This is a genomic window from Marinobacter sp. ES-1, assembly GCF_000475255.1.
Classification (GTDB): domain Bacteria; phylum Pseudomonadota; class Gammaproteobacteria; order Pseudomonadales; family Oleiphilaceae; genus Marinobacter; species Marinobacter vinifirmus.
The window spans coordinates 46,188-71,265 of sequence record NZ_AXBV01000053.1; the positions used below are offsets into that span (position 1 = coordinate 46,188).

The following is a 25,078-nucleotide window of genomic DNA, read 5'->3' on the forward strand; positions in this document are numbered from 1 at the left end:
ACCCTCAAGGAGAAGGCTTATGCGATTCAAACGACCGAGGGTGCGCTATGCGGAATCGCCGCAACCGGCCACCCCGTACCAATCCGCCGCCCAGGTGTGGGACGAGCGTATCGGCTCGGCCCGTGTGCAGGCGAAGAACTGGCGCTTGATGGCCTTCGGCTGCCTGATGCTGGCCTTGCTGATGGCGGGCGGTCTGGTGTGGCGTTCGGCACAGTCCATCGTTACCCCCTACGTGGTGGAGGTGGATGAGGCGGGACAGATACGCGCCGTGGGCGAAGCCGCTACGCAGTACCGGCCCACTGACGCGCAGATTGCGCACCACCTGGCGGGTTTTGTGACACGGGTGCGCGGGCTGTCCATCGATCCCATTGTGGTGCGGCAGAACTGGCTCGACGCCTATGACTACACCACTGACAAGGGCGCGGCGGTGCTCAATGATTACGCGCGTACCAACGACCCCTTTGCACGCATTGGCAAGGAGTCGGTAACGGTGCAGATCACCAGCGTCGTGCGTGCCAGCGAGTCGTCGTTCAATGTCCGCTGGACCGAACGCCGCTACGTCAATGGCGCTGCCGCCGGACAGGCGAGCTGGACCGCCGTCGTGTCCATCGTGCTGCAAACCCCGCGCACCGAAGATCGCCTGCGCAAAAATCCCCTGGGCATCTACGTCAATGGTCTGTCGTGGAGCCGTGAACTGGATACGTCCGAAGGAGCCCAGCCATGAAACCGTCTTTCCGTTTTTACGCTTTCCCACTCACCCTGTTGGTTCTGTCGGGCTGCGCCACGCAAGGCAAACCGCCACCCGCCATCTCGCTTGACGAACCCGTGTTGGCTCATCCCTTGCCCGAGGCGCCCCTGCCGGTGGAAGTGGTGGCGGTGCCTGAAGTGCTGCCGATGCCGGGGCAGATGAAACCGCTGCTGGAGGTCGAAGAAGCGGACTCCGCACCTGAGACTGCCGATGAAACCGTGCGCGTGTCCAGGGCCAACGAAGAAGCGCGTATGGCACCGACGCGTGAGGGCTACGTCAATGCCATCCAGGTCTGGCCCTTCACCGAGGGGGCGCTGTATCAGGTCTATTCGGCAGTCGGACGCGTGACAGTGATTGCGCTCCAACCGGGTGAGGAACTGGTGACGGTGGCGGCTGGGGATACCGTGCGTTGGGTCGTGGGTGACACGTCCAGCGGTGCTGGTGACGAGCTACGGGTCAATGTACTGGTCAAGCCGATCCGTTCGGACCTGAACACCAACCTGGTCATCACCACCAGTCGGCGTACCTACCTGTTGGAACTGACCTCGACCGACCAGGCGTGGATGGCGTCGGTGTCCTGGGACTACCCGCGTGACCAGATGCTGGCCTTACAGCGCCGCAATCAAACTGCGCAGGCGACCGTACCCATTGATACTGGCCTGGCACTGGAGAACCTGCGCTTTCGCTATGCAATCAGTGGCAGTCAACCGCCCTGGAAACCGTTACGCGCTTTCGATGATGGCCGGAAGGTCTATATCCAGTTCCCGGCGGGGATTGCCCAAGGCGAACTGCCACCGCTGTTCGTGATCGGCGCCGAAGGGGATGGACAACTGGTGAACTACCGGTTCCGCTCGCCGTATTACATCGTCGATCGGCTGTTCGGCGCGGCGGAACTGCGCCTGGGCGGTGACAAGAGCGACGTAGTGCGCATCGAGCGCACGGATGGCGTGGCACGGAGGGATTGAATATGAATCAGGACGAAACTGCTGGCCGGAGCACGACGCCAGTGGATAAAGTCGCCCCCGACACCGTGACCCTGCGTGCCCAACCGCGCCCGGTGACGCGACTGAACCGTCGTACCCTGGCGATCCTGACCGGAGGCCTGGCAGTCGCTGTGCTTGGCGCCACATTCTGGTCATTGCAGCCGCCACAGAGAAGGAGCACAGAGCAAACGGAGTTGTACAACGTGGAGCGAGTGTCACGCTCCGATGCGCTAGCACAGTTACCCACCGACTATTCCATGCTGCCACCTGACATGCCGCCCGAGGTGCCAGTATTGGGGCCACCGTTACCGGGGGATTTGGGGCCAGCCATTGTGAATGCGCAACAGCCAGCGGTGGCCAGCTATTCGGCTCCCGGCCATGATCCCGCCGCCGCGCTACGCGAAGAGTCGGAAGCGGCGGCGGCTTCGTCGCTGTTCTTTCAGACCGGCAACCGAGGCCAGGCCTCCACGATAACCGCAGCATCGTCGCCGTCTTCTATGCCAGATGGGAGCAACACCCTGGGGGCTTTTGATGCACTGGCCGGCAGCCCGGCGTCGACGGTGGCACAACCGGCTGATTCGACGGCTGTGCAGAACCGGCAAGACCAGAAAGAAGCATTCCTGCAATCCGGTTCTACGGAAACTCGTAATACCGGTCATCTGCAATTGCCAAGTTCACCCTATCAGGTCATGGCCGGTACAGTGATCGCCGGGGCTTTGGTGACCGGTATCCAATCCGACCTGCCTGGCGATGTGATCGCCACGGTCACGGAGCCAGTCTACGACACGGCAACGGGCCAACATCTCCTGATCCCGCAGGGCTCCCGCATTCTGGGACGTTACAACAGCCAGGTCAGCTACGGGCAGAGCCGCGTTCAGGTTGTCTGGAACCGCATCATCCTGCCGGATACTTCCTCGCTGACGTTGGACAACCTGGTCGGCACCGATCCGGCGGGTTACGCCGGTCTGGAAGATGGCGTCGATTGGCATTGGGATCGTGTCTTTGCCGGTGCGGTGCTGACAACGCTGCTGGGTGTCGGCGCTGAACTGGCCGCGCCGGAAAACCGGCAGGATGGTGATCGCGTCATTATTGCGGGTCGCGACAGCGCGCAGGACAGCATCAACCAGGTGGGCCAGGAGGTGACCCGACGCAACCTGAACATTCAACCCACCTTGACGGAGCGGCCCGGCTTGCCGGTTCGCATCATCGTCAACCGCGACTTGGTACTTCGTCCTTATCAACCACTGTTCATCAATCAGGGAGCGTCACAATGACTACCACCCGAAAATTACGTCTTGGCCCGTTGCCCAGGACTGAAACCACCAAGCTGACCTTCGCCTGTCCGGCCAGCCTGAAGGCTGACCTGGAGCGCTACGCCGCGTTACACGCACAGATCTACGGCGAGGCAGTCGATGCCGTGACGTTGATACCGCACATGCTGGAGGCGTTCATGGCGAGGGATCGGGGTTTTCGTCGCAACAGGAGCAACACGCATACGCGCTCGTTAACGGATCGCCAAGACTCTGAGTAACAGAGATGACCATTTGATAGAGTCATAAACCAATGCGCTGATGGCTGGCTTGGTACCGTGTACATCGCCCATGTCAGACCGTAGCTTTTGCATCACAAAGGCTGCTTGGTTTAATGATCCCTCCAGATTTGCAGACAGCGGTTTGTAGTCAGATTCAGGCCATCCAATCTCAGACAGTTCGTTTATCAGACTGTCTGTTACGTTCAAGGCGCCAATAGACTTTTTGATACGTTCTTGGAACGATGCTTTGCCAGCATCGCCCAAATTATATCGGCTGTAAATATCACTGGTCACAGTGTCCAGAGCACCACAGGCGGCCGATAATGCCCCACTCAAATCCCCATCGCGCAGACGACTCGCCGCCTTCTGAATATCCGTATGCGCCGCATCGGGAATATTGATGAGTTCCGAGATATCAAAAATCTCAATAGGGATAAGTACAGTGCCGGAGAACTTCCAACCCACTCTGGATAGAACTCGTTCTAATTCACTGATGACGTCGGGTTTACGACGCATCATTTCCTCGCAGCAGATCGATGCAAATGCGCTGCGATTATTTTCATTCATCATCCCAACCTGTTTGTCAATTTCGCTGAGAAGCTGGGACTTCGATGCGCCGTTCTGAGGTTTTTGTTCGAGGTGAGCAAGCCGTGACATATCCAAATCGCCATAACCGACGATTTGCTTAATGTCACCAAAGCTGAATTTCTCTGTCAGTGTTGAGCGTATAGGCCCCCATGGAATTGCATTGCTGACTCTGGCCATATATTTCCCCGTCGATATTTATTCGTCCCACGAACTCGCCCCAATACGCGGTGAGTCATCTGTGGACTCAGGGTACATGTTATTATGGCTAAGGCTCCGTGGTCGCTCACCCTTAACGATAGAGCTTGCTCTGGCTTGATCTTTCAACGCTCTTATATGGCTCCTGACTCGCAAAGCAGTAGCTTCACAAAGCAGGCCAAAGTAGAGCTAACTCCATGTCCTATATATGAATTCGCCCCTTGGCTGGCTACGCTAAGGGACTTGACATGAGTCTTTTTTTATGGTCCGCTTGTCGTATTCACACGGTTCAGGCAGACGCCAGTTTCCCGGCGTGGGCGTTGTGCAGGTGCTCGATCAGGAAATCTTCCAGCTCGAACCGGCTTTCCAGTACTTCACCAAGCTTCGAGAGTTCCGCAAACAGGAAGCTCACGTCCTGCTCGGTCAGAATCCGGCCGTCCACATGGTCGTTGAAATTCAGCGCCACTTCCGTGGTTTCCTGGATGCGGGGGTAAACCTTCGCCGCCAGCTCTTCGCCACCGTCGTTGAATTCCCGGGCTTCACGTGTCAGCTGTTCGTAGATTTCAAAGTGCCCGACAGACACATAGTCCACCAGCACTTCGCACAGGCGAATAAACTTTTCCCGGAGCATGTCGGTTTGCGAGTAATCCGTCAGCGCTGACAGCTCACAGTAATGAACCAGCAGTTCCTGGCGCTCTTTCAGCCAACGGTCGATCAGCTCGCTGACGCCACCCCAACGCTCCCTGGCATTCCGGCAATTCTCCAACATGTCGCCTGTCTCCCCTCAGTCTTTCCGTCAGGCAACCAAGTTACCCCATGGCTGCAGCCTGCCGCAACTGTTTCAGCTATTCACCCAGTTTTTGGGTTGGTAGCTCCGGAACATGACAAACAGGCCAACCAAAATCACCAGGCTGAAGAACACCACGGTCCAGCCCGGAATGCTCAGGCCCATGAAGCGCCAGACCACGGCTGCACAGTCTCCGGTGCCTTTGAGGGCGGTCTGCAGCACTTCAAACCAGGGCAGGACTTCGAGCATGTAGTCCACCGAGGGGCCGCAGGCAGGCACCTGGTCTTCCGGCAGGCTTTGCAGCCATAACTGCCGTCCGGCTACGCCAAGCCCGGCACCGGCACTGAGCACCATCAGGAAGCCGTATATCCGGTTACCGAAACCTTTGGGACCATGCAGGAATGCCAGCAGGCTGACCAATCCGGCGCCCATAAAGCCGAAGCGCTGTAACCAGCACAAGGGACAGGGTTCCAGCCCCATCACGTGCTCCATATAAAAGGCCACCGCAAGCAGCCCGGCGCACACCAGAAATACAAGACCGAAAATCCATCTGCTCGTCAAAACACTACCCCGCATCACCGTTAAGGACTGCACGAAAACTCAGTGAGCAATCCTACCCCATGACGCGGGCAGAGCATAAGCGGTTAAAACAAAAGGGAAAGAAAAAGCGGAAAATCAGGCGATGCGGGCAAACAGATCGTCGTCGCCCTGTTGGCCACCGGCCTGCACGGCTTCACCAGCGTCGTCCCAGCCAGCCTCCCAGGCCGCAATCACCACGTCACCGCGATAGGGGCAGCGGGTTTTGTCCATACCCATGGAGCCGGCCATGTAGCCCTGCCGGTATGCCTTGTTCAAGGCCTCCACATCCCATCCGAGTTTGATGTCTCTCGCCACGGCACAGTCTCCTTACCTGATGCTAATAAACGTAACAACAGGTAAGGGAGGCGGCAAGCGGCAAAAACACTTTCTGTGAGTCAGGTCGCTTTCAGGCTTTCAGGTAGTCTGCCAGGAATTCGGAGAACGGCTGGGTATCGGCCGCTTCCATCGCCTGCTGCTCCGCCAGCGATTCCCGGGCCATGGCCTGGTAAGCCGACAGCACATCCGGCGCCAGAGCCTCATTACGGAGGGTTTGCTGATGCTGGCGGGACATTTCCAGGGTCCACTCCCGATGGCCAAGGCCGGACGCACTCATAGCATCGAGCACCCGGGCGGAAGGTACCGCCCAGTCTGAGCCCTGCAGCTTGTCGCGCTGTGCGGCCAGGGCGTTGCGGTAGGTCTCACCCTGCTCCCAGCTGTCCAGTTGTTCCGCCAGCGGCTGCAGCCGGTCCAGCAGTTCCCGGGCGGCGTTGCCGACAGGCACCCGTTCGCCGTTTGCCCGGCACAGGGCCAGTTCCTGCCAGCGGCCGGAAGCCACGACATCCTTGTAGTTGTCATCCAGCCGCTCGCATTCTTCGTCGCCAATGCGCGGCGAGTCGGTCAGCAGGCAATCGAGCAGGAACAGGTCCAGGAAATCAACCTGGGCCTGGTTCACGCCGACCGGCGAGAAAGGATCGAGGTCCAGGCAACGCACTTCGATGTACTCCACGCCCCGGGCATCCAGTGCCTGTATCGGCTTCTCGCCGCGCCGGGTGGTGCGCTTCGGGCGCACCGCGCTGTAATACTCGTTCTCAATCTGCAGGACGCTGGTGTTGATCTGGATGAACTCGCCGTCGCGCTGGGTGCCGATGGCCTCATAGGCCGGCCAGTTGGTGTGGATGGCGCGGTCCAGGGTGCGGGTGTAGGTAGCCAGTTCGTTGAAACAGATGTTCAGGGAAGCCTGGGCATTGTTGTGGTAGCCGAGGTCTCCCATGCGCAGGGAGGTGGCATACTGGCCGTACCATGTGCGGTCGTCGAAGCGGCTGAGATCGTGCTTCATGTTGGCCACAAAGCTGGCATCCAACGCCGGAGACGCCCCGAACAGCAGCATCAGCAGCCAACTGCGGCGACGGAAGTTGCGGATCAGCCAGAAGTACTGGTCAGATTTGAAATCCTGCAGGGAATCGCTATTGCCCGTGACTGCCTGCCACTTATGCCAGAAGCTGTCGGGCAGCGACAGGTTGTAGTGGGCACCGGCAATGCTCTGCATCACCCGGCCATAGCGCACCGCCAGGCCCCGGCGATACACGTGCTTGAGCTGACCAATGTTGGAACGACCGTATTCGGCAATGGGAATACTCTCGTCGCCATCGATTTCACAGGGCATGCTGGCTGCCCAGAACACTTCATCACCCAGGTTTTGCTGCACATACCGGTGGGTGTCGCGCAGCGACTCCAGCATGGCACCGGTGCTGCTGAACACCGGGGTAATCAGCTCCAGCAGGGCTTCGGAGTAGTCGGTGGTTATCCGGCCGTGAGTCAGGGCAGAGCCCAGCGCCTCCGGGTGGGGGGTCTGGGCGATGAAGCCGTTGGCATCCACCCTCAGGCCTTCTTTCTCGACACCTTTCAGAAAACCGCTCCAGTCACTGGCGGCAAATTGCTGAAGCAGGGAATGGCGGGAATCTGCCATGATTGGCTCCTGTTGAAGCGGCTACACTTGCATGGGGCAACCGCCATTGATTCAAGGAAGTGGTTTAACGGCCGCCTTTACGGGCAGAGGCCAGTGCCTGTGCCAGCGCGCCAGCCATGGCACCCTGCGCGGGCTGCGAACCCTGACCGCCACGAGGCTTGCGGTCGTTACCGCGGCCACCACTGCGATCGGCGCCACGGGCCGGCTTTGAAGACGTCTCGGCACCGGGCTGGTCATCCATACGCATGGACAGGGCAATCCGTTTACGGGGAATGTCCACTTCCATCACTTTGACCTTAACGATATCACCCGCTTTTACCACTTCACGCGGGTCTTTGACGAAAGTATGGGACAGAGCGGAGATATGTACCAGACCGTCCTGGTGCACACCGATGTCGACAAAGGCGCCGAAGTTGGTCACGTTGGTGACAGACCCTTCCAGTACCATGCCCGGCTTCAGGTCGTTCAGGGTTTCCACCCCTTCCTCGAAGTGGGCGAAACGGAATTCCGGACGCGGGTCCCGGCCCGGCTTTTCCAGCTCGGAGATGATATCTTTCACTGTGGGCAGGCCGAACTGCTCGGTCACGTAATCCTGCGGGTTGAGGCTGCGCAGGAACGCAGAGTCGCCAATAATGTCGTCCACTTTCTTGCCGTTGCGCTGGGCAATGGCTTCCACCACGCCATAGGCTTCCGGGTGCACAGACGAGCGGTCCAGCGGGTTATCGCCACCGGCAATGCGCAGGAAGCCGGCAGCCTGTTCGAAGGTGCGCTCACCCAGCCGGGAGACTTTCATCAGCTGCTTGCGGCTGACGAACTTGCCGTTCTGGTTGCGGAAATCGACGATGTTCTGGGCAATGCTCTGATTCAGGCCGGACACCCGGGTGAGCAACGGCACAGACGCGGTGTTCAGGTCTACCCCTACCCCGTTTACACAGTCTTCCACCACCGCATCCAGGCTGCGGGATAACTGAACCTGGGACACATCATGCTGGTACTGGCCCACGCCGATGGACTTGGGCTCAATTTTCACCAGCTCTGCCAGCGGGTCCTGCAAACGGCGGGCAATGGACACTGCACCCCGGATGGTGACGTCCAGGTCCGGCAGCTCCCTGGAGGCAAATTCGGAAGCCGAGTAAATCGACGCACCGGATTCATTCACCACAATGCGGGCCAGCTTCAGTTCCGGGTAACGCTTGCAAAGGTCGCCCACCAGCTTCTCGGTTTCCCGGGACGCAGTGCCGTTACCGATGGCTACCAACTCAATCTTGTACTTCTGGCACCAGGCCGCCAGCTGGGCAATGGAGGGCTCCCACTGATTTTTGGGCGCATGGGGGTAAATCGCGCCGTGGTCGACCACCTGGCCGGTGCCATCAATCACCGCCACTTTCACACCGGTACGCAGGCCGGGGTCCAGGCCCAGGGTCGGGCGCGGGCCGGCAGGAGCCAGTAACAGCAGGTCTTTCAGGTTGGCGGCAAACACGTTGATGGCTTCGGCTTCAGCGGCTTCGCGTACCTGGGACATCAGGTCGGTTTCAATCTGGGTAGAGAGCTTCACCCGCCAGGTCCAGCGCACCACCTCGCCCAGCCATTTGTCGGCGGCACGGCCGTTGTCGCGAATGCGCCAGTGGGCGGCGATGCGCTGCTCCGCCGGATGGGGCTGGCGGCGGTCGTCTTCGGCATCACCCATCACAAGGCTGTAGGCCAGGATGCCTTCATTGCGGCCACGCAGAATGGCCAGGGCCCGGTGCGAAGGAACCTTCTTCAGCGGCTCGATGTGGTCGAAGTAATCGCGGAATTTCGCACCTTCGTTTTCCTTGCCTTCCACCACGCTGACCTTCAGCTGGCCTTCCTGCCACACGAAATCCCGCAGCGCGCCCAGCAGCTCGGCATCTTCGGCAAAGCGCTCCATCAGGATGTAGCGGGCGCCATCAAGCGCAGCCTTGGTGTCGTCAATGCCGGCTTCGGTATTCAGGTAGCCGGCAGCGGTGGCTTCCGGGTCCAGTGTGGGGTCATCAAACAGGGCGTCCGCCAGCGGTTCCAGCCCCGCCTCCTTGGCAATCTGGGCCTTGGTGCGCCGCTTGGGCTTGTAGGGCAGGTACAGGTCTTCCAGGCGGTTCTTGGTGTCTGCCGCCTCGATGGCCGTGCGCAGCTCGTCGGTCAGCTTGCCCTGCTCCTCGATGCTGTTGAGGATAGTGCCCCGGCGGTCTTCCAGCTCCCGCAGGTAACGCAGCCGCTCTTCCAGGGTACGCAGCTGGCTGTCGTCCAGGGAGCCGGTGATTTCTTTCCGGTAACGGGCAATAAACGGAACGGTGGCACCTTCATCCAGCAGGGCGACTGTGGCGTTTACCTGCTGCTCACGTACGCCGAGTTCATCAGCAATGCGCCGGGAGATACTGTTCATGCGACCTCTGTTATCTTGCTTACAAAATTAATGGGCAAAGGTACAGCGGCTTGGTGTTGCAGGCAAGCTGGATGCGGCGTGGTGGTGTAGAATAGCCGGACGCAACACTCACCCCGGTTTATTCTCTGGCGTCTTTATCGTGAACAAGCTCAACCCCAGACAGCGCGAAGCGGTTCGCTACGCCGACGGCCCCCTGCTGGTGCTGGCGGGCGCCGGCAGTGGCAAGACCAGCGTGATCACCCGCAAGATCGCCTACCTGATTGAAGAACTGGGCATTCCGGGCCGGCACATTGCCGCCGTCACCTTTACCAACAAGGCCGCCCGGGAAATGAAAGAGCGGGTCGGGCGCATTGTGGACCGGGGCAAAACCCGGGGGCTGATTGTCTCCACCTTCCACAACCTGGGCCTGAACATGATCCGGGAGGAGCATGCCCACCTGGGTTATCACCCCGGCTTCTCCATCTTCGATGCCGAAGATGCCAAGGCCCTGCTGCAAGACCTGATGCTGCGCGAAGCCAGCGCCGAGGCCGGTGACGAGCTGAACGATGTGCAGATGACCATCTCGTCCTGGAAGAATGCCATGCGCAGCCCCTCCGAGGCCTACAGCAAGGCGGCAGACGAGCGTGAGCAGCGCATTGCCATCGTTTACAGGCACTACAACGAATACCTGAAAGCCTACAACGCGGTAGATTTTGACGACCTGATCCTGCTGCCGGTGCAGCTGTTCCGGGACAACCCGGAGGTGCTGGCCAAGTGGCGCCGGAAAATCCGCTACATGCTGGTGGATGAGTACCAGGACACCAACGTGTGCCAGTACGAGCTGGTGAAACAACTGGTGGCCGAGCGGGCCGCGTTTACCGTGGTGGGCGATGATGACCAGTCCATCTACGCCTGGCGCGGCGCCCGGCCGGAAAACCTGGCCCAGCTGAAGGAAGACTTCCCGAGCCTGAAAATCGTCAAACTGGAGCAGAACTACCGTTCCACCAGCCGGATCCTGCGCTGCGCCAACACGGTGATTGCCAACAATCCCCACGTGTTCGAGAAAGCCCTGTGGAGCGACCACACCGTGGGTGACGAAATCCGCATCATACGTTGCCGCAACGAAGACGCCGAGACCGAGCGGGTGGCCACCGAAATTCTCGACCAGAAGCTGAAGAACGGCCTGGATTTCAAGGATTTCGCCGTTCTTTACCGGGGCAATCACCAGGCCCGACTGCTGGAGATGAAGCTGCAGGCCTACCAGATTCCCTACCGCATCTCCGGCGGCCAGTCGTTCTTCTCCAAGAACGAGATCAAGGATGCGATGTCGTACCTGCGGCTGATGATCAACCCGGACGACGATGCCGCCTTCCTGCGGGTGGTGAACGTGCCGCGCCGGGAAATCGGCCCGCGCACCCTGGAGCAACTCAGCCACTATGCCCGCTCCCGCAACGTCAGCCTGTTCAAGGCGCTGGGGGATATGGGTGCGGAAACTCACGTAACCGAGAAAGGCCTGGACCGGCTGCGCCGGTTCGCCCACTGGGTAGACAAGACCTGCGAGCGCCTGTTCTCGGAAGACCCGATTCCGGTGATCAAGCAGCTGTTCACCGACATCGAATACGAAGAGTGGCTGCACCAGCATTCCGGCAGCCCGAAACAGGCCGAACGGCGCATGGAGAACATCTGGTACCTGGTGGAGTCCATCCAGCGCATGCTGGACGACGGCAAAGGCACGGCCGACGAGATCGGCATCGAGGATGCCATCGCCAAGCTGGTGCTGCGCGACATGATGGAGCAGCGGGAAGAGGAAGACGACAGCGACAAGGTTCAGCTGCTGACCCTGCATGCTTCCAAGGGCCTGGAGTTCCCCCACGTATTCATTATGGGCCTGGAAGAGGAGATCCTGCCGCATCGGAGCAGCATAGAGGAAGGCAATGTAGAGGAAGAACGGCGCCTGATGTATGTAGGCATCACCCGGGCCCGGGAAACCCTGGCGCTGACCTATGCTGCCTCACGCAAGCAATACGGGGAAAAACTGGAGACCATTCCCAGCCGGTTCCTGGATGAACTGCCGGAAGACGATGTGAAATGGGAGGGGCTGGGCGAATCAGACCAGCAGGCCAACCAGAAAAAGGGCAAGGCCACTCTCAGCGCCCTGATTGGCGACCTGGGCCTGTAAAACGACAAAACCCCGCACGAGCGGGGTTTTGTGTCACAAGCCAGGGATTACTGACTTGATTCCACCATGTGTTCAACGGCGGCAACAATTTCTTCATCAGAACAGCTGGCACAGGCACCTTTCGGCGGCATGGCGTTAAAGCCGTTGATGGCATGGCTGATCAGGGTTTCCAGGCCCTGCTCGATGCGGGGCGCCCACTGGTCGGCATTGCCCACAATCGGCGCACCGGCAGCACCGGTGGCGTGACAAGCAGTACAGGCGGAGTTATAAACGTCGCTGCCGGAACGCGGGCCTGAGCTGGCAGCCTGGGCAGGGGCGGCAACCGCCTCACCACACTCTTCACCTTGCAGGCACACTTCACCAACGGGCTTGATGCGGTCACGGATTTCGTCTTCAACACTTGCTACTGCGGCGCCGGCGGCCAGGCCAAAACCAAGCAGAACTACAGCCAGGACTCTCTTCATCTTCACAATGCACCTCGCATTTGAGCGTTATAATCTTTCGGTCGCCGCATTATAGCGACTGTGCCCCGGCAAAAAAACCAAATGGCAGAATCAGAAATTGATTTCAACCATTTTAGTGACAGTTTCGTAGGGTGTATCTGAACTGTTACCGTTTCCGGTTACCATAGCCATCCGACATTCCTCCACCAGGTACCTAGAGCCCGACCATGCCACAGACGCCCGCCCCACGCCCGGATAAACGACGCAAATCCCTGCTGATCCTGGAATTCTCCAGCCTGGCTGTCCTGTTGGTGTCCATGGGCTGGTTCAGCAACCTGTCCAGCGCCGGCAACCCGGTGCATCCGGCCTGGCTGCTGGTTCCTGCGGTGGCCAGCCTGGGTGTTTTTCTCAGCTTTATCGGCCTGATGTACCTGCGCTGGGTAGCCTCGGTCAGCGATGACCGCCGCACCCGGCACCGGATTATTTTTGCGCTTCTGACCTTAACCCTGCTGGGCGTCTGGGTGTATGGCATTGCCAACACCTGGCTCAGCCTGACCGCCAGCCAGTAAGGACACACCATGCACCTGACCGCCCGTTTTCCCCTTACCTTCGTTGTATTTGCGCTGACGGCAAGCCCGGTGAGTTTCGCCCAGGATACCGGCGACAGCTCCGTAAACTGCGCCCTGATCCGGGACGGCGTGCAGCGGCTGGCCTGCTACGACGCCCGGAATGATCCCCAGACAGCCCGGGATAACGCCAGCGAAGAGGCACTGGAAACCTCTGAAGCACAGGCGGAACAACTGGCTGCCGACAAGGAGACCCGCGCGGAGATTGTCGGCAACGCCCTGGAGGATGACCCGGACGAAGGGGTCATGAAGTCACTGGTGAATAATTACCTGGCGGCCGAGCAGGCGGTGTTTTCCTTTGCCGGTAGCCTGGTAACCCACAAGCCCAACTACATCCTTCCGCTGACCTGGGTAGACCACCCCAACCCGAACCCGGTCAGCCCGCGGCTGGGCACCACTGGCTACGACTACTTCCTGGAGAATGAGGAAGCGAAGTACCAGATCAGTTTCAAGGTACCGTTGCTGACCGGCTTCTTTGATAAGCGCACCACGTTCTGGTTCGGCTATACCCAGAAGTCGTTCTGGCAGGTGTACAACCAGGACGAATCAGCGCCTTTCCGAGAGACCAATTACGAGCCCGAGCTGTTTTTCCGGCACCAGCTGGACTGGGATATCGGGCCGGGTACCCTGAACGGGATCACCATCGGCTTCAACCACCAGTCCAACGGCCAGGCGGACCCCCGGTCCCGGAGCTGGAACCGGATTAAGGCGTCCGCCGCCTACAGCTATGACCGATGGCTGTTCCAGGTGGAGCCGTGGTACCGGCTGCCGGAGAGTTCCAGCGAGAATGATAATGCGGATATCGAGCGGTATCTTGGGCACGCAAGTTATAACGCGGTGTACAAGCTGACGGAGGATCGGACGTTTTCGCTGAAGTTGCTGAATAATTTGCGGTCGGATAACCGGACGTCGGTGGAGTTTGGGTACAGCTTTCCTATCGGGGAGACGTTGAAGGGGTTTTTCCAGTATTACAACGGGTATGGGGAGAGTTTGATTGACTACAATGAGCGGATTGAGCGGTTTGGTATCGGCATTATGCTGAATGACTGGCTTTGAGTGGGGTGCAAAGCCTTTGTCACGCTAGGCTTGGGTTGCAAGGTCTGGGTGAGGGCACCCCTTTCTGAAACACGCTCCTTGCGGCACGTCCCTGTGGCGCTTGGGCTCCGCCATCCATGGCTCCGCACAGTTTCAGAAAGGGGCACCCTCACCCAGCCCCCGAACAGCATTCCAGCCGTCCAACAGACAATCCCGTCCTGTTTAAGGTTTCGCCCGGCGTCAGCCTCTGTTTAATCTCTCCATTTCCGCCAGTAGTTCTTCCGTTTTCTTTTCCATCAAGGCCTTGTCCGCCCGTGCTTCCACGTTCAGGCGAACCACCGGTTCGGTGTTGGACATGCGCAGGTTGAAGCGCCAGTTGTCGAACTCTACGCTCAGGCCGTCTACGTAGCTGACGTTTTTGGCGCCGGGGCTGTAGAGGGCTTCCATCGCGGCGAGGACTTTGGCGGGGTCGGCTATGGTGCGGTTGATTTCGCCGCTGGCCGGGTAGGCTTTTATTCTGGCGTCGATGAGGGACGACAGGGTTTGGCCGCTCTGGCACAGGCGTTCGGCGATGAGCAGCCAGGGGATCATACCGCTGTCGCAGTAGGCGAAGTCGCGGAAGTAGTGGTGGGCGCTCATTTCGCCACCGTAGACGGCGTCTTCGTCGCGCATTCTTTGTTTGATGAAGGCGTGGCCGGTTTTGCTTTCTATGGCTTCGCCGCCGGCGGCTTCAACCACGTCCTGGGTGTTCCAGGTGAGGCGGGGGTCGTGGATGACTTTTCCACCGCCGGTTTTTCTGAGGAACTGGTCCGCCAGTAGGCCGACGATGTAGTAGCCTTCGATGAAGCGGCCGGTTTCGTCGAAGAAGAAGCAGCGGTCGTAGTCGCCGTCCCAGGCGATGCCCATGGCGGCGCCGTGTTCGATGACGGCATCTGCCGTGGCGGTGCGGTTTTCCGGCAGGATGGGGTTGGGTACGCCGTTGGGGAAGTGTCCGTCCGGCTGGTGGTGCACTTTGATAAATTCGAACGGCAGGTGTTGTTCCAGTTCATCAATCACCAGACCAGCGCCGCCGTTGCCGGCGTTGCAGACGATGGTCATGGGCTTGAGGGAGCTGGCGTCGATGTAGCCCAATAGGTGGTCTGTGTAGGCGGCCATCACTTCCAGGGTTTCGTACCTGCCCTGCTCCGGCGCATCAAAAAAGGGTTCGCGCACGCGGTCCCGGATGTCGTTCAGGCCGTTATCGGAGCTGATGGGCCGGGACTGGGGGCCGACCATTTTCATGCCGTTGTGGTCTTTCGGGTTGTGGCTGGCGGTGACCATGATGCCGCCGTCCATGCCGTAGTGGCTGGTGGCAAAGTACACCTGTTCGGTGCCACACAGGCCGATGTCGTAAACGTCGGCACCGGCCGCCATCAGGCCGGAGCTGAGCGCCTCGGAGATTTCCGGGCTGGACAGGCGGATGTCATAGCCGACGATGACTTTTTTTGCACCGGTGATTTCCACATAGGCCCGGCCGATTTTTTCTGCCAGGGGCGGGTTCAGTTGGTCTGGAACCCGGCCCCGGAGGTCATAGGCTTTGAAGCAGGAAAGATCCATTGTCGATGCTTACTCCGCAGCCGAGGATTGCAGCTGGATGTAGTTCTGGATGCCCATCTGGGAGATCATTTCGAGCTGGGTTTCGAGCCAGTCGATGTGCTCTTCTTCGCTGTCGAGGATAGTGCGGAACAGCTCACGACTGGTGAAATCCTGTACCTGCTCACAGTAGATGACGGCTTCTTTCAGGTCGGTGTGGGCGATTTCTTCCAGTTTCAGGTCGCACTGGATCATTTCTTCCACATTCTCGCCGATCAGCAGTTTGTTGAGATCCTGCAGGTTGGGCAGGCCTTCGAGGAACAGGATCCGTTCGATCAGCATGTCGGCATGCTTCATTTCGTCGATGGATTCTTCGTATTCCTTGGCAGCCAGCTTGCTGATGCCCCAGTCCTTGTACATGCGGGAATGCAGGAAATACTGGTTGATGGCGGTCAGCTCGTTGGCAAGAACCTTGTTGAGATACTGGATGACCTTCTTATCGCCTTTCATAACCGGAGTCCTTGTTTAACGAATGTCTCAGGCTACAAGGATAGACGGTTTGGGGCCGATAAAAAATTGCCGAGAGGAAAGACTCTGCCCAGCGGCGCCGGTTCAGGCCGGCTGGGCGAGCATATTGGCGAGGGCCAGGTAGTCCGGAGTACGGGACTCCCGAAGGATTTCCCGGGCCATGCAGGCGCAGCGACCACACTGCCGGCCGACACCGAGCTCTTTGCCCAGCTGGCGCATGGACGACACTCCGTTATCGGCGGCCTGGCGGATTTCTCTGTCTGTTACGCCGAAACACAGGCAAACGTACATAGGGCGCTCTCACTAACCGCGTTAAAGTTAGTGATAATTATTGTCATTACCAAACGACATTGCAACCCTTTTGCGAAACATTTTGTAGCAGAAAGTGACTACACCCACTCCCGGGTCAGGTTGCGGGTGCCGGAGGCCGTGACCGCCACGTTGTCCTCAATACGAATGCCCCCACAGCCTTGCAGTTCATCAAGCAGGCTCCGGTTCAGGTACTTTGCCTGCGGCCCGTTCAGCACAGGCTCCAGCAGTGACGGAATAAAATAGAGGCCGGGTTCGATGGTGACCACCATGCCCTCTTCCAGGGTGCGGGTCAGGCGCAGGAACGGCGCATCTTCCGGTGGCGGCGTCGGCTTGCCGGCCACATCGTGCACCTGGATGCCCAGAAAATGACCGATGCCGTGGGGGAAGAACGCCCGGCTGATGCCCTGCTCTACGATCGCCTCGTCACTCAACCCGGAAACAAGGCCGGACGCAGACAGCAAGGCCGCGATGCCCTGATGGGACTTGCGGTGAATATCCAGATAATCCACGCCGGGAGCCACCATCTCGCACAGCCGCAGCTGCAGTTTTTCCAGGCCGTGAACCAGTGCCGCGAACCTCGGCTCCCCGGGCCCTGCCGTGGTGCGGGTAATGTCGGAACAGTAGCCCCGGTAACGCGCACCCGCGTCGATCAGCAGGCTGCGGGGCCTGCGCGGCGGCTGAACATCGTAATACTGGTAATGCAGGGTGCCCGCGTGTTCGTTCAGGCCGATGATGCTGTGGTAAGGCGCTTCGGCTTCCCGCTGGCCGGTGGCCTGTTGGTAGGCGAGGCTGATCCCGAATTCGCTGTCGCCAGCCAGGAAGGCATCCCGGGCGGCATTATGGCCAGCCAGGGCAATCCGGTTGGCATGGGCCAGGCATTCGATTTCGTAGGATGTTTTGCGCACCCGGGTTTCTTCCACAGCCGCCACCAGTGCCGCCGGGTTATGCTCTCCCGGCACGCCTTCAAGCACCAGGGGATCGCCGATCACCGCCAGCCGGCCCGGGTTGTCCAGCTCCGGGGTGCCGGACTGCTGCCGGCTGCGCACTTCAACAACCTCTTGCCAGGGTTCTTCAGGCATCGCCGGGTTGGCATGCCAGAAATCCACCGGCTGGTACAGCCAGAGCACTGGTTTGTGGCCGGGGCGAATCAGCAGCCAGCTGTGCTCCTGGCCGGCCAGACCGGTCCAGTGCAGAAACGGCCCGAAGCCCTGAAACACGTATGTTTGATCATCCCGGTACCGGTAGGGGGCAGCGCCGGAGGCAATCAGCAGGCTGTCGTATCCGTGCTCAGCCAGTGCCTGTTCGTACCGGTTCTGCAGCTCCTGGATATGGGTGGGCTGCAGGTCGAGGATGTCTTGGTTTGGCATAAAGGAAGCAGAACTCCTAGAACGGAAAGGTAAACGGCAGGAACAAGGCGGTAAACACCCCGGTCAACCCCATCCCCAAAGACGAAAAAGCGCCGGCTGTCGGGCTGATTTCAAACGCCCGGGCGGTGCCAATAGCATGGCCATTCAGGCCGAGTGCGAAACCGATAATCCGGTCGTCCTTGATATTGAGCCAGCGGACACACCAGTCTACAAACACCGAGGCCAGTACGCCGGTAATCAGCAAGCCGCCCAGGGTGAGCGACACAGAGCCACCCAGCTGCTCGGCAATGCCCATAGCAATGGGTGCTGTCACCGACTTCGGCGCAAGGGAAGACAACACCAGGGGCGACGCCCCCATCAACCAGGCAATCCCCAGGGCATAGACTGCAGCCAGCGTGGCCGCCAGGGGCAAGGTCACCAGGATGGGCTTCCAGAGCGCACGAATGTGGTGCATTTGCTGATACAGGGGCACCCCAAGCGCCACGGTGGCCGGGCCCAGCAACACCGTGAGCCAGCGGGCGCCCTGCTCGTACTCTTCAAAGCCGATGCCACTGAGGGCCACCACGGTGGCCAGCAACAGCGCAGCAATCAGCACCGGCGGCATCCACAGCGGCCGACGGAAGCGGGCAAACAACCAATTCGCCACCAGGAACGCCGCCAGCGTAAGCGCGATGGAAAGCATCGGGCCCGCCGTCCAGACCGAGAGCAGTTCGGCAAAGGCATTATTCATGGCTTTTCTCCCCCGCACTGCTCTCCGACACCTTCTTCATCAGCCATAAGGTGGTCAGTACACTCAGCAGCGTACCGGCAATCAGGGCGACAATGACCGTTGTCCAGTGGCCGTAGAACTGGTCGACAATAAAAAATACACCCACCACCCCCGGTGTAATGAGCAGTACCAGCACCGAAATCAGACCCCGACTGGCCTCTGCCAGCTCATCACTGACCTGGCCACGCAGCATCAGGGTAAAGGTGGCCATCACCATCCCCAGCACCCCGCCACTGACCGGCAAACCCGCCAGCACCCGCAGCGCCTCACCCAGCAGGAAGAACACCACCAGAACCAGAAAACCCCGCAACAACACCATACCGCTATGCACCGCCTCGCTGAAATTGCTTTACACTAATGCCCTGCCCACCAAAACCACAGGACGCTCAATGGCACTGAAAGCCACCATCTTCAAAGCCACGCTCCATATTGCCAATATGGACAGGCACTATTATGCCGACCACCACCTGACCGTGGCACGCCACCCGTCAGAAACCGATGAACGCATGATGATACGCCTGTTGGCCTTCGCGCTGAACGCCAGCGACACCCTGGAGTTTACCAAAGGCCTGAGCACCGATGACGAACCGGAGCTGTGGCAGAAATCCCTGAGCGATGAAATCGAACTCTGGATAGACCTGGGCCTGCCGGAAGAAGACCGCATTCGCAAAGCCTGCAACCGCTCACAAAGGGTGATCCTGTACACCTACGGCGGGCGCGGCGTGCCTGTGTGGTGGGACAAGCACCATAACAAGCTGGAGCGATTTGGCAACCTGACCATTGTCGACCTGGCCGCCGAACAAACCAGCCAGCTGGCCGCCCTGGCAGAACGCTCCATGACCTTTCAGGTATCCGTACAGGACGGAGAAGTGACCCTCAGCAACGACAGCAATCTGGTGAGCATTACTCCCGAACAGAAAATGCCGAAAATCTGAGGGATGAGTTGAGCTCTGGGGCTGGACAGACGCCCCCCGCGCACGTAAGATTGCGCACTCGAAATTGACGAGTAATTCGCGGTTTCGAATGCGCCCGTAGCTCAGCTGGATAGAGCGCTGCCCTCCGGAGGCAGAGGTCAGAGGTTCGAATCCTCTCGGGCGCGCCATGAATATCAAGGACTTGCGTGAAAGCGCAGGTCCTTTTTTTTGGCTTGTGCCCAAATGGTGCCCTGACAGTGCCCACGCCTTTTTCATAGATTAGCTTCCGATCTTTTTCCTGACCTTTGCCCGGTTTGGCAAGCCAGACGAATTAGGCACGAATATCGATCGATAATTTCGACTACAGTCGCCTTAATATTTGAGTGCTAAACAACGCCTCAAGATGCTTCTCTAGGGTTTCCGGGATACTTCCCCCTTGGATTATTACGCCCGCCTCCATGTTTTTTTCCATTGCGTGGCCGGTTAGATTAGCACTGGTTATAAAGCATATTCTTCCATCAGCAACGGCAACTTTTGCGCGTCCGACCTCCTCGAAGGCAAGAGTATAGTCGGTAAGCAATTCGATGAACTCAGCACGGACGAACTGTACCGTGAGATTCGCCGACTGACGGTGGAACGCAATTTTTGTTGCTTAAGCTCCTGGGTGGCTCGTTCCACTTTGGCTGAGCTCCATGTATTTCACAGAGCCCTTCGGAAAATCCTTGCGAACCAAAAGCACTTCATCAACCTGTCACGTCAGTGACACGACAGTGTCATCTCTCAGCTTTACCGTTCAATTGTAACTCGCAATACGGCGAGCTTATTTATTGCAAAAGGTGATCCTGTGGCGCCAACTCAATCAACCAATGTGATGCTTCGAGTCGAGAGTATGGGCGTAACCTACCCGGGAAACGTCCTCGCGCTCAAACCCACCAACGTTCACTTTCACAAGGGCGAATTCACCGTGCTACTGGGACTTTCAGGCGCGGGTAAATCCACTCTGCTTCGTTCACTGAATCACCTGGTTAAGCCCACAACCGGGAAGGTTGTGTCTGGCGAGTTTGGTGAACTGACCAACCGTAGAATCCTGCGACAGCACCGCAGCCGCACCGCCATGGTGTTCCAGCATCACCAGCTGATCGAACGATACACCGCGTTACAGAATGTGCTGACAGGCAGACTTGCGTATCACGGTACTTGGCGAAGCCTGCTTCCCCTGCCCCGGCAGGACCTGGAGTTGGCTCTGCAATGCCTCGACCGCGTAGGTCTGGCTGACAAAGCGCTTTCCCGAGTAGATCAGTTGTCCGGCGGCCAGCAGCAGCGGGTTGGAATCGCCAGAGCATTGGTGCAGCAACCATCCATGATTCTTGCCGATGAGCCCGTTGCCAGCCTGGATCCGGCCACTTCTGAAAAGGTACTCGGCCTACTGCGCGATATTTGTCAGGAAGATGGAATCACCGCGGTTATTTCCTTGCACCAATTGGAATACGCCCAGCGTTTTGCAGACCGGATCATCGGCCTTTCGAACGCTCATATCGTTTTTGACGATGCTCCTGAAAACCTGAAATCGAAACACCTGGACGAGATTTACCACCGTTCACCCAGCGTGGTAGCTGCGGAAGGCAAACCAGCCATCCATAAACCTAAGACCACCCCGATAACGACAGACGTACTGGAGATAGCACAATGAAGACAATGATTCACTCTTTGCTGGCTCTGATAATGATGCTCGGCATCCATTGGTCAGCCCATGCCGCAGATACAGACCCTGATCTTTTGAAAGTTGCCTTGCTGCCGGATGAGAACGCGTCAGAACTGATCAAGCGAAACCAACCTTTGAAGGATTACCTGGAAACCACTCTTGGTAAGGAAGTAGAACTGATTGTTACCACCGATTACTCCTCCATGATCGAAGCCATGCGTTTTGGCCGAATTGACCTGGCTTACTTTGGTCCGTTGTCCTATGTGATGGCCAAGAGTAAGAGTGACATTGAACCCTTTGCCGCCATGGTGGTAGACGGGAAGCCGACTTATCGCTCCATCATTATTGCCAATGCGGACTCTGGCGTTGGCTCCTTCGCGGATATCAAAGGCAAGAAAATGGCCTACGGTGACCGCGCATCCACTTCCAGCCACCTGATCCCCAAGACCGTACTCCTTGAGAAGGCAGAGCTCGAAGCCGGAAAGGACTATGAGGCTCATTTCGTCGGTAGCCATGACGCTGTTGCGGTTAACGTCGCCAATGGCAATGCCGACGCCGGAGGGTTGTCCGAAGTTATCTTCGAGCATGTGATGGACCGCGGTTTGATTGATCGGAGCAAGGTCAAAGTGCTGGGCTACAGCGGTGACTTTCCTCAATACCCCTGGGCCATGCGTTCGAACCTGGCCCCTGAGCTGAAGAGCAACATTCAGAAAGCCTTTCTGCAGATCGATGACCCGGAGATTCTCGACAACCTGAAGGCTGAGGGATTCGCGGCAATTACCGACGAAGATTACGATGTCATCCGCGCTATGGGTGGCCTGCTCAATCTTGATTTCGCAAAAATGTGAGGAGTGCCCCATGAACTATACAACGACGGAACCGGCGACTCTGTCGCCGGCCCCGTCGGCCTCCGTGCTGGATGAGCACGCGAAAGGCTGGCGGAAAAAACTCGGACAGTCGCTGTTAGTGCTGCTCATCATTTTTGTCGCAAGTTGGTACGTAGGGCTGCTCAATTTCAATACACTTGCCAATGGCGTGCCAGCCATAGGCACACTCATTGGCGAATCTCTTCCACCTGACTTCACCAATGTGGCCAGCTGGGTGTCGCCGTTAATCGACACGCTTGCGATGAGCATTGCCGGTACTGCCATTGCAGTAACCTTGTCTGTGCCACTGGCATTCCTGGCTGCGCGCAACACCTCTCCACATCCGGTGGTGTTCCAAGTAACTCGAACCCTTTTAAACGGTTTGCGTTCAGTCCCGGAACTGATCATGGGCATCATCTTCGTGGCTGCTGTTGGTTTTGGGGCGTTGCCTGGCGTACTGGCGCTCGGTCTTCACTCCATTGGCATGGTTGGAAAGTTTTTTGCCGAAGCGATTGAGCATGTAGATGAGGCGCCAGTGGAAGCGGCCGATGCTGCCGGCGCTACTCGCTTGCAGGTGCTCTATCACGCCGTGCTGCCACAAGCACTTCCTCAATTCGCGGACGTGTCCATTTATCGCTGGGAATACAATTTCCGTGCCTCGACCGTAATGGGCATGGTGGGTGCCGGTGGTATTGGCTTCGAATTGATGGGCTCGCTGAGAATCATGCAGTATCAGGAAGTCAGCGCCATTCTCATTGTCATCTTGTTGATGGTCACCGTCGTGGACAGTCTCAGTGGCCGCCTTCGTAAGAAATTCAAATAAGGAACGTCGATGAAACCCAAGGTTGTGATAACCCATAAGATCCATGACAGTGTTCTGGATGAACTTGCCCAAGATTGCGAGCTGGTCACCAACCAATCCGGCGCCACGTTGCCCCAGGAGGAAGTGGCTGCGCGCGTTGCAGACGCTGATGCGATGATGGCGTTCATGCCAGACCGAGTTGGAGTGGAGTTCCTACAGGGGTGTCCGCGCTTGAAGGTGATTGGTGCAGCCCTGAAAGGCTATGACAACTTTGATGTGGATGCCTGCACGCGTCATGGGGTTTGGCTGACATTTGTACCGGATTTGCTAACCGTGCCTACTGCAGAGCTAACGGTCGGGCTGACGATCAGTCTCACCCGACAAGTCAAGGCGGCGGACCACTTCGTTCGATCCGGTGAATTTACTGGCTGGACACCACGCTTCTATGGGCAGGGGATCGAAGGCTCACGGATTGGTATTGTGGGTATGGGGGCCATCGGCCAAGCGGTGGCGCAGCGCCTGAACGGATGGGGAGCGGATTTAATCTATTCCCAGCCGGAACGTTTACCCGTGCAGCATGAGCAGGCACTGGGTTTGTCCCATACTCCCCTCAAGATGCTGCTGGCCCAGTCAGATATTGTGATCCTGGCACTGGCGCTCAATGAGCAAACCCTCCACACCATTAATCGCGAAACGCTAACAGGAATGAAACCGGGCGCATTCCTTATCAATCCCTGCCGTGGATCTGTGGTGGATGAGGGTAGTGTTCTGCAAGCGCTTCAATCCGGTCAGTTGGGGGGGTACGCCGCTGATGTGTTTGAGATGGAAGATTGGGCGAGAGAAGATCGTCCGAGGGAGATCGCCCAGGGGCTCAGGGCCCACCCCAACACGCTGTTTACTGCTCACATCGGATCGGCAGTCAGCCAGGTGCGTCTGGCTATCGAGCAACGCGCTGCTCGGAACATTCTGCAAGTGCTTCGGGGTGAGCGGCCGGGTGATGCGATCAATGATCCCAGTGGCCGCGAGAGCGGCCCATGCTGAATCTTGTCTGGCTGAAGAGTTTCGTGGCGGTGCTGGACCACAACGGGTTTCAGGCCGCAGCCCGCCAGTTGGACATCGCACAACCCACACTGTCCCAGCACCTTCAAAAACTCGAAAACCAACTTGGCGTTTTATTGGTCCACAGGGGGCGCTCTGGCTGTGAGCCAACCCGGGCTGCCTTAACCTTGTTGCCTTTTGCCCGAAGTCTGCTCCGGCTGGAGGAGCAGGCGAGATCTTCCATTATGGAGGCTCGACTTCGCGTTGGGGCGAGCTCCAATATTGGGATTTATATGCTCCAGCCCTACATCCGTCGTTACAAGGAGCTGGGCGTAGGGCCCGAGGTGGATGTGGTAATAGATTCCAATCCGACTATTGCACGGCATTTATCGGACGGTGAGCTGGACGTGGCGATTATGGAGTGGTGGCATGATCTACCCGGATTCCATGCTCAGGCGTGGCGTAACGAGCCCGTTGTTCTAATCGTTCCGCCTGGTCACCCGTTAGCCCGTCGAACCGATATCGACCGCGATACGCTGTCTAACATGGCTCTGATCGGCGGCGAACCCGGCACCGGCACTGGCCGGCTTTTGGCGACCTACTTCGGTGAGCATGGGCCATTTCCGACGGTATCTATGCAGCTGGGTAGCACCGAAGCCGTCAAGCAAGCGGTTAAGGTCGGACTTGGCGCATCGTTGGTGCTTGAAAGTTCTGTACGGGAGGAGGTCCAAAATGGAAGTCTGGTGGCTATTCCCGTGAGTGAGCCTGGCCTTAGCAAGGAGCTGATGGTGATTTATCCGAGCAGCCTGGACAAACACAGGCCAGTATACTCGTTTGTTGGGCATCTCTGTGAATAGCTATTGGGTCCACCTCACGCATATCTAGCTGGGAATGCAGATACTGAGCCTCACGCTCACTTCGACAACGCAGTATTCCGTCATCTGCATATCGGCAGAATGGGATATCCGGATGACGAACGGTCAGCCAACGATCCAATGCATAATGCAGAAACAGGTTTGCCAGAACTGGCGATAACGGGCCACCTTGTGGTGTGCCAACGTTCCGTCGTTCCTGCTTACCATCTTTCGTCTGCATCGGTGCCGTTAGCCAGCGCCTCACATACAGCAGCACCCAGGATTCAGAGCAATGGTGGGGTCAGTTCACGAAA

At 58.4% G+C, this 25,078-nt stretch carries 28 protein-coding genes and 1 tRNA gene; 14 read left to right on the forward strand and 15 right to left on the reverse strand.

The annotated features are described in order from the left end of the window. Positions 1–19: 19 nt before the first annotated feature. The 4 genes from trbF to Q668_RS10225 are packed head-to-tail and all read left to right on the forward strand — an operon-like array spanning position 20 to position 3,262. Positions 20–724, forward strand: coding sequence for a conjugal transfer protein TrbF (gene trbF / locus Q668_RS10210; RefSeq protein ID WP_022989517.1), 705 nt, complete (start codon positions 20–22; stop codon positions 722–724). Continuing rightward, positions 721–1,713, forward strand: coding sequence for a P-type conjugative transfer protein TrbG (gene trbG, locus Q668_RS10215; RefSeq protein ID WP_022989518.1), 993 nt, complete (start codon positions 721–723; stop codon positions 1,711–1,713). The genes trbF and trbG overlap by 4 nt, the downstream gene beginning before the upstream one ends. Before the next feature lie 2 nt (positions 1,714–1,715). After that, entirely contained in the window at positions 1,716–3,005 is a 1,290-nt protein-coding gene (locus Q668_RS10220) for a TrbI/VirB10 family protein (RefSeq protein ID WP_036219699.1), read from the forward strand. Further along, a complete protein-coding gene (locus Q668_RS10225; RefSeq protein WP_022989520.1) occupies positions 3,002–3,262 on the forward strand; it encodes a DUF2274 domain-containing protein in 261 nt (86 codons plus the stop codon). Before Q668_RS10220 ends, Q668_RS10225 begins: the two co-directional genes overlap by 4 nt. Here the strand turns inward: Q668_RS10225 and Q668_RS10230 are convergent. The 6 genes from Q668_RS10230 to Q668_RS10255 all read right to left on the reverse strand — a co-directional run bounded on the left by Q668_RS10230 (position 3,236) and on the right by Q668_RS10255 (position 9,778). Next, a complete protein-coding gene (locus Q668_RS10230) occupies positions 3,236–4,027 on the reverse strand; it encodes a hypothetical protein (protein WP_022989521.1) in 792 nt (263 codons plus the stop codon). The two genes, Q668_RS10225 and Q668_RS10230, sit on opposite strands and share 27 nt — an antisense overlap. A 307-nt stretch (positions 4,028–4,334) precedes the next feature. Beyond that, entirely contained in the window at positions 4,335–4,814 is a 480-nt protein-coding gene (locus tag Q668_RS10235) for an Rsd/AlgQ family anti-sigma factor (RefSeq protein WP_022989522.1), read from the reverse strand. Between the two features lie 72 nt (positions 4,815–4,886). After that, a complete protein-coding gene (locus tag Q668_RS10240) occupies positions 4,887–5,393 on the reverse strand; it encodes a disulfide bond formation protein B (protein WP_200861357.1) in 507 nt (168 codons plus the stop codon). 114 nt (positions 5,394–5,507) lie between these two features. Further along, positions 5,508–5,726 carry a ribosome modulation factor gene (rmf, locus tag Q668_RS10245; protein WP_022989524.1) on the reverse strand — a complete coding sequence of 73 codons (219 nt, stop codon included), beginning with the start codon at positions 5,724–5,726 and terminating at the stop codon, positions 5,508–5,510. Positions 5,727–5,817: 91 nt separating this feature from the next. Further along, positions 5,818–7,377, reverse strand: a complete 1,560-nt coding sequence (gene gshA / locus Q668_RS10250; protein ID WP_022989525.1) for a glutamate--cysteine ligase — start codon at positions 7,375–7,377, stop codon at positions 5,818–5,820. A gap of 64 nt (positions 7,378–7,441) precedes the next feature. Beyond that, the gene (locus tag Q668_RS10255; RefSeq protein ID WP_022989526.1) at positions 7,442–9,778 is read right to left on the reverse strand and encodes a Tex family protein; all 2,337 of its coding nucleotides are present in this window, start codon (positions 9,776–9,778) and stop codon (positions 7,442–7,444) included. A gap of 139 nt (positions 9,779–9,917) precedes the next feature. Here Q668_RS10255 and rep point away from each other — a divergent pair, with 139 nt between their 5' ends. Beyond that, positions 9,918–11,936 carry a DNA helicase Rep gene (gene rep, locus Q668_RS10260; protein WP_022989527.1) on the forward strand — a complete coding sequence of 673 codons (2,019 nt, stop codon included), beginning with the start codon at positions 9,918–9,920 and terminating at the stop codon, positions 11,934–11,936. A gap of 47 nt (positions 11,937–11,983) precedes the next feature. On the opposite strand, the gene Q668_RS10265 is transcribed toward rep, so the two are convergent. After that, positions 11,984–12,400, reverse strand: a complete 417-nt coding sequence (locus Q668_RS10265; RefSeq protein WP_022989528.1) for a c-type cytochrome — start codon at positions 12,398–12,400, stop codon at positions 11,984–11,986. Positions 12,401–12,606: 206 nt separating this feature from the next. Between Q668_RS10265 and Q668_RS10270 the strand changes: the two genes are divergently transcribed. Together Q668_RS10270 and Q668_RS10275 are read left to right on the forward strand one after the other, a co-directional pair. Then, positions 12,607–12,948 (forward strand): hypothetical protein, encoded by a 342-nt coding sequence (locus Q668_RS10270; protein ID WP_022989529.1) that lies wholly within the window; start codon positions 12,607–12,609, stop codon positions 12,946–12,948. A gap of 9 nt (positions 12,949–12,957) precedes the next feature. After that, the gene (locus Q668_RS10275) at positions 12,958–14,061 is read left to right on the forward strand and encodes a phospholipase A (protein ID WP_022989530.1); all 1,104 of its coding nucleotides are present in this window, start codon (positions 12,958–12,960) and stop codon (positions 14,059–14,061) included. Positions 14,062–14,280: 219 nt separating this feature from the next. Here Q668_RS10275 and Q668_RS10280 read toward each other — a convergent pair whose 3' ends face one another. The 6 genes from Q668_RS10280 to Q668_RS10305 all read right to left on the reverse strand — a co-directional run bounded on the left by Q668_RS10280 (position 14,281) and on the right by Q668_RS10305 (position 18,907). Next, complete coding sequence (locus tag Q668_RS10280) at positions 14,281–15,636, reverse strand: phosphomannomutase/phosphoglucomutase (protein WP_022989531.1); 1,356 nt, start codon at positions 15,634–15,636, stop codon at positions 14,281–14,283. Positions 15,637–15,645: 9 nt separating this feature from the next. After that, the gene (gene bfr, locus Q668_RS10285; protein ID WP_022989532.1) at positions 15,646–16,122 is read right to left on the reverse strand and encodes a bacterioferritin; all 477 of its coding nucleotides are present in this window, start codon (positions 16,120–16,122) and stop codon (positions 15,646–15,648) included. Positions 16,123–16,224: 102 nt separating this feature from the next. Further along, positions 16,225–16,431 carry a bacterioferritin-associated ferredoxin gene (locus Q668_RS10290; RefSeq protein ID WP_036219702.1) on the reverse strand — a complete coding sequence of 69 codons (207 nt, stop codon included), beginning with the start codon at positions 16,429–16,431 and terminating at the stop codon, positions 16,225–16,227. Between the two features lie 98 nt (positions 16,432–16,529). Beyond that, positions 16,530–17,819 (reverse strand): Xaa-Pro dipeptidase, encoded by a 1,290-nt coding sequence (pepQ, locus tag Q668_RS10295; RefSeq protein ID WP_022989534.1) that lies wholly within the window; start codon positions 17,817–17,819, stop codon positions 16,530–16,532. A 16-nt stretch (positions 17,820–17,835) separates the two neighbouring features. Beyond that, positions 17,836–18,549 carry an LrgB family protein gene (locus tag Q668_RS10300; RefSeq protein ID WP_022989535.1) on the reverse strand — a complete coding sequence of 238 codons (714 nt, stop codon included), beginning with the start codon at positions 18,547–18,549 and terminating at the stop codon, positions 17,836–17,838. After that, complete coding sequence (locus Q668_RS10305) at positions 18,542–18,907, reverse strand: CidA/LrgA family protein (protein WP_022989536.1); 366 nt, start codon at positions 18,905–18,907, stop codon at positions 18,542–18,544. Before Q668_RS10305 ends, Q668_RS10300 begins: the two co-directional genes overlap by 8 nt. A 70-nt stretch (positions 18,908–18,977) precedes the next feature. Between Q668_RS10305 and Q668_RS10310 the strand changes: the two genes are divergently transcribed. Further along, on the forward strand, positions 18,978–19,523 hold the full coding sequence (locus Q668_RS10310; protein ID WP_022989537.1) for a YaeQ family protein: 546 nt from the start codon (positions 18,978–18,980) through the stop codon (positions 19,521–19,523). 90 nt (positions 19,524–19,613) lie between these two features. After that, positions 19,614–19,690: transfer RNA gene (locus Q668_RS10315), tRNA-Arg, on the forward strand. A gap of 173 nt (positions 19,691–19,863) precedes the next feature. Here Q668_RS10315 and Q668_RS16875 read toward each other — a convergent pair. After that, positions 19,864–20,082, reverse strand: coding sequence for a phospholipase D-like domain-containing protein (locus Q668_RS16875; protein WP_200861358.1), 219 nt, complete (start codon positions 20,080–20,082; stop codon positions 19,864–19,866). Between the two features lie 264 nt (positions 20,083–20,346). Here Q668_RS16875 and phnC point away from each other — a divergent pair, with 264 nt between their 5' ends. Genes phnC through Q668_RS10340 form a run of 5 tightly spaced genes read left to right on the forward strand, consistent with a single transcriptional unit; the run spans position 20,347 to position 24,767 of the window. Beyond that, positions 20,347–21,192: a phosphonate ABC transporter ATP-binding protein gene (phnC, locus tag Q668_RS10320; RefSeq protein ID WP_011784779.1), complete on the forward strand. Its 846-nt coding sequence runs from the start codon at positions 20,347–20,349 to the stop codon at positions 21,190–21,192. Next, positions 21,189–22,052 (forward strand): phosphate/phosphite/phosphonate ABC transporter substrate-binding protein, encoded by an 864-nt coding sequence (gene phnD / locus Q668_RS10325; RefSeq protein ID WP_011784780.1) that lies wholly within the window; start codon positions 21,189–21,191, stop codon positions 22,050–22,052. The genes phnC and phnD overlap by 4 nt, the downstream gene beginning before the upstream one ends. 10 nt (positions 22,053–22,062) lie before the next feature. Continuing rightward, positions 22,063–22,893, forward strand: coding sequence for a phosphonate ABC transporter, permease protein PhnE (gene phnE, locus Q668_RS10330; protein ID WP_011784781.1), 831 nt, complete (start codon positions 22,063–22,065; stop codon positions 22,891–22,893). A gap of 9 nt (positions 22,894–22,902) precedes the next feature. Next, positions 22,903–23,913, forward strand: coding sequence for a phosphonate dehydrogenase (locus Q668_RS10335; RefSeq protein ID WP_011783502.1), 1,011 nt, complete (start codon positions 22,903–22,905; stop codon positions 23,911–23,913). Further along, positions 23,907–24,767, forward strand: a complete 861-nt coding sequence (locus Q668_RS10340) for a LysR family transcriptional regulator (protein ID WP_011783503.1) — start codon at positions 23,907–23,909, stop codon at positions 24,765–24,767. The genes Q668_RS10335 and Q668_RS10340 overlap by 7 nt, the downstream gene beginning before the upstream one ends. Here the strand turns inward: Q668_RS10340 and Q668_RS16880 are convergent. Then, a complete protein-coding gene (locus Q668_RS16880; RefSeq protein WP_227498341.1) occupies positions 24,682–25,041 on the reverse strand; it encodes a reverse transcriptase domain-containing protein in 360 nt (119 codons plus the stop codon). The genes Q668_RS10340 and Q668_RS16880 overlap by 86 nt on opposite strands. Between the last annotated feature and the right edge of the window lie 37 nt (positions 25,042–25,078).

Coding starts and splice junctions, on each gene's coding strand:
- pepQ (WP_022989534.1), bottom strand. CDS start 17,819: ATGCCAAACCAAGACATCCTCGACCTGCAGCCCACCCATATCCAGGAG.
- phnD (WP_011784780.1), top strand. CDS start 21,189: ATGAAGACAATGATTCACTCTTTGCTGGCTCTGATAATGATGCTCGGC.
- Q668_RS10230 (WP_022989521.1), bottom strand. CDS start 4,027: ATGGCCAGAGTCAGCAATGCAATTCCATGGGGGCCTATACGCTCAACA.
- Q668_RS10340 (WP_011783503.1), top strand. CDS start 23,907: ATGCTGAATCTTGTCTGGCTGAAGAGTTTCGTGGCGGTGCTGGACCAC.
- Q668_RS10335 (WP_011783502.1), top strand. CDS start 22,903: ATGAAACCCAAGGTTGTGATAACCCATAAGATCCATGACAGTGTTCTG.
- Q668_RS10305 (WP_022989536.1), bottom strand. CDS start 18,907: ATGGTGTTGTTGCGGGGTTTTCTGGTTCTGGTGGTGTTCTTCCTGCTG.
- phnE (WP_011784781.1), top strand. CDS start 22,063: ATGAACTATACAACGACGGAACCGGCGACTCTGTCGCCGGCCCCGTCG.
- bfr (WP_022989532.1), bottom strand. CDS start 16,122: ATGAAAGGCGATAAGAAGGTCATCCAGTATCTCAACAAGGTTCTTGCC.
- Q668_RS10290 (WP_036219702.1), bottom strand. CDS start 16,431: ATGTACGTTTGCCTGTGTTTCGGCGTAACAGACAGAGAAATCCGCCAG.
- Q668_RS10235 (WP_022989522.1), bottom strand. CDS start 4,814: ATGTTGGAGAATTGCCGGAATGCCAGGGAGCGTTGGGGTGGCGTCAGC.
- Q668_RS10220 (WP_036219699.1), top strand. CDS start 1,716: ATGAATCAGGACGAAACTGCTGGCCGGAGCACGACGCCAGTGGATAAA.
- Q668_RS10280 (WP_022989531.1), bottom strand. CDS start 15,636: ATGGATCTTTCCTGCTTCAAAGCCTATGACCTCCGGGGCCGGGTTCCA.
- Q668_RS10300 (WP_022989535.1), bottom strand. CDS start 18,549: ATGAATAATGCCTTTGCCGAACTGCTCTCGGTCTGGACGGCGGGCCCG.
- trbF (WP_022989517.1), top strand. CDS start 20: ATGCGATTCAAACGACCGAGGGTGCGCTATGCGGAATCGCCGCAACCG.
- gshA (WP_022989525.1), bottom strand. CDS start 7,377: ATGGCAGATTCCCGCCATTCCCTGCTTCAGCAATTTGCCGCCAGTGAC.
- Q668_RS10270 (WP_022989529.1), top strand. CDS start 12,607: ATGCCACAGACGCCCGCCCCACGCCCGGATAAACGACGCAAATCCCTG.
- Q668_RS10225 (WP_022989520.1), top strand. CDS start 3,002: ATGACTACCACCCGAAAATTACGTCTTGGCCCGTTGCCCAGGACTGAA.
- Q668_RS10255 (WP_022989526.1), bottom strand. CDS start 9,778: ATGAACAGTATCTCCCGGCGCATTGCTGATGAACTCGGCGTACGTGAG.
- Q668_RS10265 (WP_022989528.1), bottom strand. CDS start 12,400: ATGAAGAGAGTCCTGGCTGTAGTTCTGCTTGGTTTTGGCCTGGCCGCC.
- Q668_RS10275 (WP_022989530.1), top strand. CDS start 12,958: ATGCACCTGACCGCCCGTTTTCCCCTTACCTTCGTTGTATTTGCGCTG.
- Q668_RS10310 (WP_022989537.1), top strand. CDS start 18,978: ATGGCACTGAAAGCCACCATCTTCAAAGCCACGCTCCATATTGCCAAT.
- trbG (WP_022989518.1), top strand. CDS start 721: ATGAAACCGTCTTTCCGTTTTTACGCTTTCCCACTCACCCTGTTGGTT.